14 protein-coding genes are annotated in these 13,474 nt (G+C 36.4%); 3 read left to right on the top strand and 11 right to left on the bottom strand.

Annotation, left to right across the window (positions count from 1 at the left end; translation table 11 throughout):
- Positions 1-272 precede the first annotated feature (272 nt).
- From DD829_RS08220 to tsaE, 6 genes are all read right to left on the bottom strand, one after another.
- Positions 273-2,549, bottom strand: a complete 2,277-nt coding sequence (locus DD829_RS08220; protein WP_108411386.1) for a cation:proton antiporter — start codon at positions 2,547-2,549, stop codon at positions 273-275.
- A gap of 94 nt (positions 2,550-2,643) precedes the next feature.
- The gene (locus tag DD829_RS08225; protein WP_108411385.1) at positions 2,644-3,354 is read right to left on the bottom strand and encodes a LytR/AlgR family response regulator transcription factor; all 711 of its coding nucleotides are present in this window, start codon (positions 3,352-3,354) and stop codon (positions 2,644-2,646) included.
- Positions 3,332-4,102 carry a histidine kinase gene (locus DD829_RS08230; protein WP_108411384.1) on the bottom strand — a complete coding sequence of 257 codons (771 nt, stop codon included), beginning with the start codon at positions 4,100-4,102 and terminating at the stop codon, positions 3,332-3,334. Before DD829_RS08230 ends, DD829_RS08225 begins: the two co-directional genes overlap by 23 nt.
- A gap of 184 nt (positions 4,103-4,286) precedes the next feature.
- Positions 4,287-4,658, bottom strand: a complete 372-nt coding sequence (locus DD829_RS08235; RefSeq protein ID WP_108411383.1) for a hypothetical protein — start codon at positions 4,656-4,658, stop codon at positions 4,287-4,289.
- On the bottom strand, positions 4,658-5,851 hold the full coding sequence (locus DD829_RS08240; protein ID WP_076392398.1) for an alanine dehydrogenase: 1,194 nt from the start codon (positions 5,849-5,851) through the stop codon (positions 4,658-4,660). Before DD829_RS08240 ends, DD829_RS08235 begins: the two co-directional genes overlap by 1 nt.
- 70 nt (positions 5,852-5,921) lie before the next feature.
- On the bottom strand, positions 5,922-6,329 hold the full coding sequence (gene tsaE, locus DD829_RS08245) for a tRNA (adenosine(37)-N6)-threonylcarbamoyltransferase complex ATPase subunit type 1 TsaE (protein ID WP_108411382.1): 408 nt from the start codon (positions 6,327-6,329) through the stop codon (positions 5,922-5,924).
- A 187-nt stretch (positions 6,330-6,516) separates the two neighbouring features.
- On the opposite strand from tsaE, the gene dnaG reads away from it, so the two are divergent.
- From dnaG to DD829_RS08260, 3 genes are all read left to right on the top strand, one after another.
- Positions 6,517-8,496: a DNA primase gene (gene dnaG / locus DD829_RS08250; protein WP_116547665.1), complete on the top strand. Its 1,980-nt coding sequence runs from the start codon at positions 6,517-6,519 to the stop codon at positions 8,494-8,496.
- Positions 8,497-8,606: 110 nt separating this feature from the next.
- On the top strand, positions 8,607-9,293 hold the full coding sequence (gene clpP, locus DD829_RS08255) for an ATP-dependent Clp endopeptidase proteolytic subunit ClpP (protein ID WP_076392404.1): 687 nt from the start codon (positions 8,607-8,609) through the stop codon (positions 9,291-9,293).
- Between the two features lie 338 nt (positions 9,294-9,631).
- Positions 9,632-10,180 (top strand): type 1 glutamine amidotransferase domain-containing protein, encoded by a 549-nt coding sequence (locus DD829_RS08260; protein WP_116547666.1) that lies wholly within the window; start codon positions 9,632-9,634, stop codon positions 10,178-10,180.
- 76 nt (positions 10,181-10,256) lie between these two features.
- On the opposite strand, the gene DD829_RS08265 is transcribed toward DD829_RS08260, so the two are convergent.
- The 5 genes from DD829_RS08265 to DD829_RS08285 form a co-directional block, all read right to left on the bottom strand.
- The gene (locus DD829_RS08265; protein WP_116547667.1) at positions 10,257-10,550 is read right to left on the bottom strand and encodes a hypothetical protein; all 294 of its coding nucleotides are present in this window, start codon (positions 10,548-10,550) and stop codon (positions 10,257-10,259) included.
- A 14-nt stretch (positions 10,551-10,564) separates the two neighbouring features.
- A complete protein-coding gene (tpiA, locus tag DD829_RS08270; protein WP_076392408.1) occupies positions 10,565-11,323 on the bottom strand; it encodes a triose-phosphate isomerase in 759 nt (252 codons plus the stop codon).
- A gap of 66 nt (positions 11,324-11,389) precedes the next feature.
- On the bottom strand, positions 11,390-11,743 hold the full coding sequence (locus DD829_RS08275) for a TerB family tellurite resistance protein (RefSeq protein ID WP_076392410.1): 354 nt from the start codon (positions 11,741-11,743) through the stop codon (positions 11,390-11,392).
- A 27-nt stretch (positions 11,744-11,770) separates the two neighbouring features.
- The gene (locus DD829_RS08280) at positions 11,771-12,883 is read right to left on the bottom strand and encodes a BT_3928 family protein (protein ID WP_108411326.1); all 1,113 of its coding nucleotides are present in this window, start codon (positions 12,881-12,883) and stop codon (positions 11,771-11,773) included.
- Positions 12,884-12,898: 15 nt separating this feature from the next.
- Positions 12,899-13,453, bottom strand: a complete 555-nt coding sequence (locus tag DD829_RS08285; protein ID WP_108411327.1) for a DUF1599 domain-containing protein — start codon at positions 13,451-13,453, stop codon at positions 12,899-12,901.
- Positions 13,454-13,474: the final 21 nt, after the last annotated feature.

Below are 13,474 nucleotides of genomic sequence, written 5' to 3' on the forward strand. Positions count from 1 at the left end.
AAGGACGAGGTTTTGTTTTATCTATAAGAAATCCTTATCCCAGATCTGAGTTAAAAATTCCGTAATAATATGTTTCGTTGTTTGTAATCACGAGACAAAGGTAAATATTTTTTTTTAATCAGGATTAAAAAGTGAATTGTGAATTTCGCTTCGCGAGTAAAATTTTTTACAGGTCAATAAACTTCGTTGCCAATTCGCTTTGCTGTCAATTTATTTCATTGTGAATTTAAGAATTAGCCATTGCTTGCGTAGCAAATTCATTATTCAAATCATTAAGGATTGCTGATAATCAATGTTGAAGGAATATCCGATAACCATATGCTTTTCGTATCGATGAGGTTTTTCCAGCTTTTGCTGCTGATGAGCATTAAATCCTGCGAATTCAGAAATTCTTTCTCAATTTTTTTCTCATTGTATAGCGTGATGTGATTCGGCGCCACCTGTTCGATGCTTCGGATGAGTTCTTTCACTTCAATATTATTCCGGATCTGTCCTGCAACATCTAAGATAATAATCTGCGAATTGTTATTATTGATGAGTCTTTTGGCATATTCAAGCAGATAAAAATCACTTAAATTAAAAATCGGGACAAAAACTTTGTCTGCGGAAGTGAATTCTTTTTCCACCAGAATCCCAACAGGAATATGGGTTTTATCCAGAATCTGTAACGTAAAATCGTCAAAAGGCGAGTTGTTGAAAATATTGCCTTTCCCTTTTACCGTGTTTAAAAGTTTTTCAGGATTAATAATCTTTGTCGTGAAACCAAGCAGTCTTCCCAGTAAGCTTCCTTCATACATGGATTTTCCGAGCATGATGAGAAGAAGGTCATAATTTCCTTTGTTGGTAATATGCGTAAGATCGTTTTCAATATCATTGGATGCTTTGAAAAGCGTTGTGACTTCAAGATTCAGATCGTTGGACGTTTCTATTACATTTTTAAACTGTTCATTTTCGTATTCATTAATATCATAAGCGTGCATTTCATTCACAGGAGCAATATTCATCGCGGTTATGCTTTTGTTGCCGTTCATTTTATGGGTGAAATCATGAGCCAGTTTCAGCAGCGTGCTTCCGGATTCAGGATGGTCAAAAGATAATAATACCCTGTATTTCGCATCATTTACCGGAGATTCCTCATCATCTTTTTTAGATTTAAATAGAAAATTGATGAAATCCAGCGCAGGTCCCGTCATGAAAGTTGTAAAGAGCGCCATAATTACCATCATAGCAAATATCTGAGGACTTAAAACGCCCAGATCATAACCGATATTCAGGACAATAAGCTCCATCAAACCTCTGGTGTTCATCAAAGCTCCGATCGTTAAACTTTCTTTCCAGTTGATGCCTAAAAATTTTGCGGTTAACGCACTTCCTGCAAATTTTCCTACGACTGCGGTCAAAATGATAAATCCTGCCGTAATCCAGAGATGACTGTCATTCAGTAATCCGATTTGTGTACGAAGTCCTGTAAATACAAAGAAAAGGGGTAGAAGAAGAACCAACGCCACATCTTCAACTTTATCAATAAACAGTGTTCTGAATTTTGCATTTTCAGGCATAATCGCTCCTGCCATAAAAGCTCCGAAAAGCGCATGAATCCCAATAACTTCCGTAGCATAAGCCGAAAGAATTAAGGTTAAAAAGAAAATCGCAACCATGGGTTTGTTGATGGTGCTTTTTCCTGCCTGTAAGTCTCCGATTCTTTTTAGGAACGGTCTTACAATTTTAATCATGAAAAATACATAGGCAATTGCCATCAGGATCACGTAAATGGAGCTTTCAAACGATCCGGCTTTTACAATAGCAATTACGGCTGCCAAAATACACCATGCCGTAATATCATCGGCTGCTGCACAGGTAATGACCACAGTTCCCAGTTTGGTTTTCTGGAGATTTCTTTCCTGAACGATTCTTGCTAAAACGGGAAAAGCGGTAATACTCATGGCAATAGCGATGAAAAGCGCGAATGAGGTAAACTGAATTCCTTCCGGCGCAAATTCTTTATAAATGAAATAAGACAGACCAATTCCCAAGGCAAAAGGGATAATAATACTTGCATGACTTATGACTACCGCATCGTGTGCTTTTTTTCTTAAAACGCTTAAATCCAGTTCCATTCCCACAATGTACATGAAAAGAATAAGTCCGATCTGGCTTAAAAACTGAAGATTTCCTAAAGATTCTTTCGGGAAAAGAAACGCTGAAAATTCGGGGAAGTACATTCCTACGAGGGAAGGTCCAAGAACAATTCCTGCGATCATTTCACCGATCACGGAAGGCTGCTTGATCTTCATACAAATCCATCCGAAAAGTCTTGCAACAAGAATAATGGTAACGATTTGTGCCAGTAATAAAGCTAAAGGATGGTGAAGATTGGTCTTGAATGATTCTAAAAAATTGTCCCAGCTGGAACTGTTGTTTGTTTTTGTAATGATCTTTTCTCCGATTTCCAAAGTCTGCCCTTCAATGATGAAAAAATACATCAGTGATGAAAAAACAATAATGGTGGAAATATAAAAGATGATATTTCTGTATTTTCCCCAATTCATGATTCCAAATTTTAGACAAAATTGCTAAGAAAATCGGAAAAAAAAGATGATTTTTAATCAAATGTAATGAAAAGAAAGAATTTTGCAGTGAAATCTAATGTCCCAATAAATCGGAAAGAGATTTCCTGTAGGTTTCCCCGATCTGAAGCTTTAAAAAGCGGTCATTTCCCAGAGAAACAGTAGTAATAATTTCGTTGGTGGAGAATATTTTGACGGCACATAAAGCAATAACTTCTTTTTTGTTGACCTGCGCAAAATCTTTTGCAGGAAGCATTTCCAGAAGATTTTTGAAATTCAGGTTTTTTAAAACAATATTGGTTCCGTCCTTAAGAAGGATTTCCTTATCCCGACTGTCGATTTCCGAAGTTTTGATGTAGGCGATCTGGTCTGTAAAAATTACGGTTTTACCGATGTTGGTATTCCATTCGATAAAATCTTTTTTATTGGTCTTTTGGAGTAGTTCCGCTGCTTTTTCGAAAGCCTGGGTTAACCTTTCTTTTTTGATGGGTTTTCTTACATAATCTACAACATTCAGGTCGAAAGCTTCGGCTGCATATTCTTTGTAAGCGGTGGTAAAAATGATTTTTTTTGAGCCTGAAATGGCTTCTGCAACCTGCAATCCGTTTATTCTGGGCATTTCGATGTCTAAAATGCAGACGTTGCAGTCGATGTTTTCAATTTCGTTCAGAAAAATTTTAGGATCATTAAATGCTTTTACAACTTCTACATTTTCAATCTGTTCGCATAGAAGTTTTAAATAGCTGATTGCCAGTAATTCATCGTCAAGAATAACGCATTTTATCATAAAAATCTCCTAAATTGATTGTTAATTCTGCCGTGAAGATACCGTTTTTTGAACTTTTCTGAAGCGTGTAAAAATTATTGTAGATCATTTTCAGCCTTTGATCCAGAGACTGGCTTCCGAAGCCGCTTTTTTCTTTTTCGAGAACATTTTTCAGAGAAGCTTTATTGCTTACTTTCATCGTGAAAATTCTTTTTTCAAGTTCAAGCTGAATGGAAATAAAAGAGTCTGAAGCAAGGAAATCGGTGTGTTTAAAGGCATTTTCAATCAAATCTACCGAAAGAAGAGGGGCAAAAACTTTCTCTTCGTAAATTTCATCCGATTTATTGATTTTCGATTTAATTCTGAAATCAAAAAGCGGATTTACTTTAATTTTGTTGATCTCAATTAAACTTACAGCAAAATTTAATTCTTCTTTCGGACTTACGAATTTGTTATTACTTTCGTATAGAATATAGTCTAAAACATTCGCAAGTTTATCGAGCGACATATACGTCTGATAAGCATGAGACTGCACCGAATTCAGGATATTTTTAAATAAATGTGGATTCAGTTTTGTTCCGATGTGTTCAAGCTGTACTTCATTCAGTCTTTCCTGAATCATTTTATTGGCAGTCGAAAGCTTGGCATTTTTTACTTTGAATTTCTGATTTTGGCTGAATAAATAAATGCTTACCGTTAAAAAAAAGAAAACCGCAAATACTCCGATGAATATCCAATAATCATGAATCATGTAGTAATTGCCTTCCATGGATTGAAAATTTATTTACTTCTTTTTATTTTCTATTTTAAACCAAACACTCGGTATTTGCGACATGTCATGCTGAGCTTGTCGAAGCATGTTTATTTTTTATTTAAACGCAAAGTTTTAATAAAGATAATTCTAAATTTAAAAGAAGCAAAGATATAAATGCTTCGCAAAGCAGACTGATAATTTATTTCAATTTCTTCAAAGAATTTACCGTTACGCTTTCCTCACATTTTTCAAAAGTGATTTCGTAAGTGGGTTTTTCTTCGGGATAGGTGAGAAGATAATCAGGACAGGGTTTTTTCTGAGCGTGGCTTCTGTCGAAATCAATCTTTCCTTTGGTGATGATACTGTCTTTCAGAAATTTTTCATCAACTTTTAATGTTGCCATTTCTGTTTTTGCTGTTTCAGAATATTTAAAATCTTTAGACAGGGTTTCTGCAATAACGCGGCTGTTGGGAAGATAACCGCTGCAGCTTGCGCCTTTTTTGTTTAAGATAAAAAATACAATAATACATCCCGGTACAAGACCGATTGCATAGAATTTCAGTTTTTTCATTAGAAAATTAAAAGATTGATATCGTGATAAGTAAGTCCGAAACGGTCGCAGATGATTTTTTTCGTGTGTCTGCCTTTGTACATATAAAGACTCTGTTTCATTTCGTTTTTGCGAACCAGCATATTTTCGAAGCCGCCTTCTTCATCGTAATTTAAAATATAGGAAAGGAAGAAATTGGAGATGGCTTTTGTTGTGGTTCTCGGCATTCTTGAGGTAAGGTTCGGAAGTCCGCAGTGGATTACGCCGTGCTTAATGATGTATGGATCTTCCATGGTGGTAAGTTCGGAAGTCTCGATTACTTTTCCGTTGTCGATGGTAATATCAATAATTACACTTCCTTTTTTCATTTTCATTACCATATCTTCGGTAACGATGGGTGTCATATTCAATCTTGGAAGGGCTCCGATCACCACATCGGCTCTTCTTAAGGCTTTTTTCAGCTCTTTCGGATCGATAATGGAAGTCGGAACTCTGCTGTCAACCAAAGTGTGAAGTCGTCTTAATTTTGAAAGGGAATTATCGAAAACTCTTACACTTGCCCCTAAACCGATGGCTGCTTTTGTGGCAAATTCTCCAACGATTCCTGCTCCCAAAATAACCACTTCAGCGGGTCTTACTCCTGTGATTCCGCCCAACATTAAACCGTTGGATAAAGCTAAAAGCTCGGAAGCATAAAGAATGGAAACCGTTCCTGCAATTTCGCCGACCAGTCTTACTAAAGCTAATTGTTTGTATTCGTCTACAATGAATTCAAATGCAATGGCATTTACTTTTTTCTCTGCCAGTTTTAAGAAATAGTCTTTATCTCTCAAATTGATCTGAAGTGCCGATACAAGATAGGTATTCGGTCGCATATAATCGATTTCTTCGTCTGTAGGCGGATTGACTTTTAAAATTAAATCCTGCCCGAAAGCTTCTTTCGGATCGTTTGTAATTCTCGCTCCCGATTCAGAATATTGCAGATCTGTAAAGAACGAACCTTGTCCGGCTCCGGATTCTATGATTATTTCATGACCACTTTCTACCAAAACCTGCACCGCATCAGGCGTTATGCAAGCTCTTCTTTCATTCAGGGAAGTTTCCTTCGGAATTCCTATGCTGAATTGTTTTCCTTTTTTAATGACCTCCAGTTTTTCTTCTTTCGGCATCAGTTCCTCTTCGGTAAAAGGAGTAAAAATGTTTGTAGTACTCATCCTTTTAAATAATTAGGTTCTTACAGATCGTTATTTTACATTCAAATTCAGGAGCAAAGATACATAATATTTACTCGAATGAAATTTCTCTGTTTTCTCCGGTATTAATGATGCTCATTTCGTGGTATTTGAGACCGTAAAGATCTTCTTCGTAGACTTCCGGCCATTCGATAATGCAGAGAAATGAATGGTCTAAGTATTCTTCCATTCCGATATCATAGACTTCTTCAATGTTTTTTAAACGATATAAATCGAAATGATATACTTTTCCTTTTGGGGTATTGTACTCATTGACAATAGAATAGGTGGGTGAATTTACTTCGTCTGTACTTCCCATATTTTTAAGGAGAAACTGGGTGAAAGTTGTTTTTCCGGCGCCCAGATTTCCTTTTAAAAGTAAAATGTTATGCTCTAATTTTGAAATGACGGTTTCGGCAATATTCTGCCAGTCTTCCATATGTTGAATCGTGAATTGCATATTTTTAAACAAAGATAATGAATTACGGTAAAAAATTCAGGTGTAAAATTAGATCAAATAATTGTATTTTCAATTTTTGAGGTCATTCAAATCAATTAAATTTATAAAACTTTTCAGGATAATTTTAAGATGTTTTTATACTAAATTTATACTGTTCTCTATAGATTTTTTTGTATATTTTTGCAGCATGATTTCCAAACAGACCATCGATAAGATTTTTTCTACAATCCGCGTTGAGGAGATTGTGGGAGAATATGTGCAGCTCAAAAGAGCAGGGTCTAATTTCAAGGGATTAAGTCCTTTTCATGACGAAAAAACACCGAGTTTCGTTGTTTCGGCAAGCAAACAGATCTGGAAAGATTTCTCTACCGGAAAAGGAGGAACAGCGATCTCTTTCTTAATGGAAATCGAAAATTTCACATATCCTGAAGCACTTCGTCACGCGGCAAAAAAATACGGAATTGAAATTGAGGAAGATCAGAAGGATTTTTCCGAAGAAGCAAAAAATGCACAGTCGGAAAGAGATCTGCTGTATAAAATCCATGAAATTGCGAACGATTTTTTTCAGAATTTCCTTTGGGAAGTGGAAGAGGGGAGATCAATCGGTCTTTCTTATTTTAAAGAGCGTGAACTTCGTGATGACATCATTAAAAAATTCCAGCTCGGATATTCGCCTGAAAAAAAGAACGCCTTTACAGAATATGCTTTAGAAAAAGGCTATTCAAAAGAAATTCTGGAGAAATCGGGTCTTTCAATTTTTCCTGAAAATTCTCCCGCAGGAATCGACCGCTTTCGTGAAAGAGTAATATTTCCGATCCACAGTTTTTCGGGCAGGGTTTTAGGTTTTGGAGCCAGAATTCTTAAAAATAACGTAAAGACAGCCAAATATCTCAACTCACCGGAAACGGAAATTTATCATAAATCCAATGTTCTTTATGGTTTAAACCAAAGCAAGCAGGCAATTTCGCGTAAGAATGTCTGTCTTTTGGTGGAAGGTTACATGGACGTTATTTCGCTTCACATGTCGGGAATCGAAAATGTGGTGGCAAGTTCCGGAACTTCTTTAACGACGGAGCAGATTAAGCTTATCAAAAGATTAACAGAGAACGTTACGATTCTTTTTGACGGGGATAATGCAGGAATTAAGGCCAGTTTCAGAAGTATTGATATGCTTTTGACGGAAGGAATGAATATTCGGGTGATGTTGTTTCCGGACGGAGACGATCCCGATTCTTTTGCACGAAAACATCCGCAGGAATATGTGGAAAAATTCATCGAAAATGAAGCGATGGATTTTATTGATTTTAAAGCTGAAATTCTTTTCAAGGAAATTGGAGATGATCCGATTAAGAAAGCTGAAGCCATCAGAGACATTGTGAAGTCGGTTTCCTTTGTTCAGAATGCTTTGAAAAGGGAAGTGTATCTGAAGCAGGTTTCTACAAAATTCGGACTTTCAGAGCAGAGTCTGTTTAATGAGCTGGATGTTCAGAAGCAGATCACCCAAAATCAGACGCATAAAGCACAGATTAAAGCTGAAGCGCAACAACCTGCAAAGCTTGAAGTGGTTAATGATCCGAGAGATTATATTGATCCGGTACTTTTTAATGTAACGAAACTTGAAAATGACCTTATCAATCATATGCTCAATTACGGAGATGTTGTTCTTCACAGAACCGCGCCGGATCAGCAGCAATATGATATTACGGTGATTGAGGAAATTCTTCACCATTTTGAAGAAGACGACTACGAATTTCAGGTGGAACTGAACAAACGAATCGTAGAGTATATAAAAGAAGGAATTGAAAAAGAGGAACTCCGAAAAGGAAATTTCTTTTTCGGATTAATGGATGAAGAATTGAGCAAGGCAGCCGTCAATTCCATGAATATCTACAGTGAGCTGAACGACTGGACCACAAGAAATATTTTTTCGCCCAATTACGGGGATAAAATTCCAGAGCAGGTGGCAGGAGATATTCTGATTCATAAATTCAGATATGTTAATTTCCTGATATCAAAAGCAAAAGGAGAATTGGCAGAATATGCAGAATCCGATGAATCTAAATATTTTGAACAGCTTAAGAAAATTCAGATGCTCACGATGGTTTCCAAGGAATTGGCTAAAATTTTAAATTATTCTGCAATTACAGGTATTTATACTGACAGATAATAGGAAATAATCTATTAATTATTGAAACTTTATGACAAAAAGTCTTATAAAATTTTAGGAATAAAAGTTGTAAATTCAACCTCGTAAAATGTAATACACAAAACAAGCATATGGACATTAAAAAAGAATTCAGAGATTTCTCTGTAAAACATCTGGGAAATAACGGTTTGGCAACCGATCAGTATATGGGAATGTATGGTCCTACAGGTCTTACGCCGTACATTATGGAGGAGAGAAGATTAAATGTTGCACAAATGGATGTTTTCTCCCGTTTGATGATGGACAGAATTATTTTCTTAGGAACAGGAATTGATGATCAGGTGGCGAATATCGTAACCGCTCAGCTTCTTTTCTTAGAGAGTGCAGATCCTTCAAAAGATATTCAGATTTATATCAATTCTCCGGGTGGAAGTGTTTACGCCGGTTTAGGAATTTACGACACGATGCAGATCATTAAGCCTGATGTAGCAACAATCTGTACCGGTATTGCAGCTTCAATGGGTGCTGTTCTTTTGGTTGCCGGAGAAAGCGGAAAACGTTCTGCTTTGAAGCACTCAAGAGTAATGATTCACCAACCTTCGGGAGGTGCGCAAGGTGTTGCTTCTGATATGGAGATCAACCTGAGAGAGATGTTAAAGCTTAAAAAAGAGCTTTACGAGATCATTTCCGAGCACTCAGGACAGACTTATGACTGGGTAGAAAAAGCTTCCGACAGAGATTACTGGATGACTTCCGAAGAAGCAAAAGGATACGGAATGGTAGACGAAGTTTTACAGAGATCTAAAGACAAAAAATAAATTTTGTAAAAATAATAAGAAGACGCATCAATTGATTTTGGTGCGTTTTTTTATTGAAATATATCAGGAGCTTTTTCCGGCTTTCCGCACTCGCTGTTTCTAATATTTCAGGGTTGCGGCGGCGGAGCCGCCGCAACCCTGAAATATTAGAAACGAGCTCAGACAATTGCTGCAATCCGGGCTAGGATAAAAGTCGGATTTACAAATTTTAACATCAATAGTGATAAAAGTAATTTTCAGACCTAAAATAAATACTTTAACAAATTTTATAAAATGTAAGGGCAAAAACGGTATCATTTTTTCAAGATGATGAGTACAACACTTAAATCATAAAAATTATGTCAAAGAAAATTGCAATTTTAGCAACACACGGATTTGAAGAAAGCGAATTGAAATCTCCAAAAGAACATTTAGAACAGCAAGGTTGGACAGCCCACATCATCAGTCCGGAATCCGGAACTATTAAAGCATGGGCAGAAAAAGATTGGGGAAAGGAATACAATGTTGATAAAACTTTAGATGAAGCCAACGCTTCAGACTATGATGCATTGGTTTTACCGGGAGGAGTAATCAATCCGGATCAGTTAAGAACCAATGAAACTGCTTTATCTTTTGTAAGAGATTTTTTCCAGCAGCACAAACCCGTTGCAGCCATTTGTCATGGACCACAGATTCTTATTAACGCCGAAGTGGTGGACGGAAGAAAAATGACATCGGTGGATTCAATCAGTAAAGATCTTAAAAATGCGGGAGCAAATTGGGAAGACAGCGAAGTTGTGGTAGATCATGGTCTGGTAACAAGCCGTACTCCGAAAGATCTTCCAGCCTTTAATGCAAAGATGGTCGAGGAGATCAAAGAAGGAAAACATGAAGAACAGACCATCTAAAATATAAAAGCACAAACTTTAATTTTACAAACTCTGATTATAAAAAATCCGGCGGCATCGAAGATGCCGCCGGATTTTATTTTTCATTTTCTGTAGATCTTCTCTTTTTAAAGAACATCCTGTAAATCAAAAATGTCTGTACTAAAATATTTCCAAAAAATATCAGAAACATCTTATATATTGGTATTGACGCATAAAAAGGCAACAGCTTATCAAATAATACTGCGGGTGAATTCACCAAAACTTTTATGACTGACAACGGATACTGCAAAAATTCAGGTTTTATCCCGATGAAAAACTGGTCGTAGATAAATACATAAAGAATATCAAATATTAATATTCCCAGAAACAGCAGTATAAATTTTTTCACAGCCTTATTTTCGATTAATTAAAAGCCTCAATAATTTTAGAAAAATCTTCCAGTTTTAAAGCGGCTCCGCCAATCAATCCACCATCAATATCCGGCTGAGAGAATATTTCCTTTGCATTATCCGGTTTTACAGAACCTCCGTAAAGAATAGAAACTTCATCTGCAACTTCCTGTCCGTATTTTGCGGCGATAATACTTCTGATGTGAGCGTGGATTTCCTGTGCCTGTTCCGGCGTCGCAGTTTCTCCGGTTCCGATTGCCCAAACCGGTTCGTAAGCGATCACTACTTTTTTAATTTCCTCTGCGGTAAGCGTGAAAAGAGCCACTTCAGTCTGGTTTTTTACCACTTCAAAATGCTGTCCTGCTTTTCTCTGCTCCAAAGTTTCCCCATTACAGTAAACCGGAATCAGACCTTTATCCAAAGCTAATTTTACTTTTCTGTTGCAGTGAGAGTCTGTTTCGCCGTGATATTGTCTTCTTTCAGAATGCCCGATTAAAGAACCTGTTGCATCAATAGATTCCAGCATATCTACAGAGATTTCTCCTGTGTACGCTCCACTTTCATGTTCACTGATGTCCTGCGCGAAAACGCCGATTTCATCTTTTTCAAAAACATCTTTTGCCATCATCAGATACAGAGACGGAGGAGCGATCCATACTTCGCAGTTCGTAGTATTATTGTTTTTATAGCTTAGTAACTGAACCATTAATTGTTGGGCATCAATTACATTTTTGTTCATTTTCCAGTTTCCTGCAACTATTTTTCTTCTCATAGTTTCTTTTATTTTAAAGTTAAAAACTAAAAGTCAGAAACGGATTTCTAACTTCTAATGACTCAATTATCGATTAATATTCCAAAGGTTTTTCAAAAGCGTATAAAAAGTATGCTCTTCATCCGTCACTTTATTATCCGCCTTAATCAGCGTTTTCGCAAACTGGATGAAACTTGTTCTTTCCTCTTCTGTAGAATCGTCGTAGAAACAACGTGCGTGAAATTCAAAATGATCTTTCCATTCTTCCGGCTGAAGCAGGGCAATGGTTTCAAGCTCATTATCAAGATTCATTTTAAAAGGAAATTCATCGGCTAAATATTGCTGAACAAGCATTCCTTCTTCCGGAGCAAATTCTCCGTCTACAGAAGAAAGAATCATCAATAAATGATAACCGGCAATGGGTTTGTTAGACTTTTGCATTGATATAGTTTAAATTTTAGTGTTTTTTTATTTCAGATAATCTTTTGCAGGCTGTTTGTCAACAATTTTTCCGTTTTCCAGAACCAGTACAAAAGGATTGCTTCTAGCGATGGTTTTAATTGCTGTAGCATCCATCATCAAATTTTTAATGGTTTTAAAGGTATTCGGAAGTGTTGAAACTCCGTAAACAGCAGGTGTACCCTGAGTTTTTATTTTAGTTTCAAGCTGTTTAATAAGTTCCGGAGAAACATTTTGAGGATAGTACGTGAAAATTAAAATAGCTTTTGGAGCATTGATAACTTCCTGAGTCATATCCATTCCCGTAGTATCTTCAAGCTTGAATTTTGCAATTTCAGATTTGTAGCCTTCTTTTACCAGAACAGATTCATTCTTTCCTTCCTCTATTTTCCAGGGCGATCCTTCTGCCCAATATTCTGTTTTTTTGATATAATCATCCTGATTTACTTTCAGAACCTCTCCGGTTTCAGCATTTTTCAGGGAATAAAACGTCTGATACTGGGACGGATTTTTAGCAATTTTAGCTTTTTCAGCTCTCAGATCGGTTCCGATTTTATAATCACGGAAATCAATAACAGGTTCATGAACAATTCCATGTGCGCCAACCAGAATCATGGCAACAGAAAAAACGCCCAGAAGAATATATTTGAATTTGTTTCCTGTTTCTTTCTTTGTGCTGAAGCTGTATGCATCTTTTTTCTTAAATTCTTTTCTGTAAAGAATGAAAACAGCGATTAACCCGATTAAAAGCACAATGTCTTTAATAAAACTCTGCCACGGCGTAAATTTAATGGCATCTCCAAAACATCCGCAATCTGTTACCACATTGTAATAGGCAGAATAAAAGGTAAGGAAACCAAAGAAAATACATAATGCAATTAATGCAGAAAGCGTGAATTTAAGTTTCAGTTTAATCAAAAGCATAAAGCCCAGAAGAAGTTCCAGCACCACAACAAATATCGAAAGCGGCAGTGCAAACTTTTCGAAAAACGGCATATTAAAAACATTCGGGGCAAAATATTCTTCCATTTTAAAGGAAAAACCAACCAGATCAACTGCTTTTACAAACCCTGAAAGGATGAAAATAACCGCAAGAAGAAATCGTAATAAACCTTTTATCATAATTAATTTGTTTTTTTATTTTACACTGGCTGCTTTTTCAGAAAATTTGATCAGGCAGAACACCGCATAATTCAGCATATCAAAATAATTGGCATCCAAACCTTCGGAAACCAGAGTAACGCCTTGGTTATCTTCAATTTGTTTGGTTCTTAAAACTTTCTGATAAATAAGATCCGTAATCGAAGAAATTCTCATGTCTCTCCAGGCTTCACCGTAATCATGGTTTTTTCTTTCCATTAATTGTTGTGCTTCGGCAGCATAATGATTGTAAATCTCTAAAATCTCCTCTTTATTTTCATTAAAATCGTTGGAAAAACCTTTTTCAAGCTGAATCAGTCCGATAATGGAGTAGTTCACAATGGCGATGAATTCATCCTCTTCACTTTCGTCCACCATTTTTTTGTCAGTCATTTGTAACGTGCGGATTCTGTTGACTTTAATGTAAATCTGATCCGTAATTGAGCTTGGTCTTAAAACCCTCCAAGCTGCGCCGTAATCCTGTAATTTTTTGCTGAATAATTCGCGGCACTGACTGATAACTTTCCCGAACTGTACTGATGTTTGTGACATAAATTCTCTTAATCTTCCAAA

Origin of the sequence: Chryseobacterium sp. HMWF035, assembly GCF_003094695.1 — a bacterium.
Classification (GTDB): domain Bacteria; phylum Bacteroidota; class Bacteroidia; order Flavobacteriales; family Weeksellaceae; genus Chryseobacterium; species Chryseobacterium gambrini.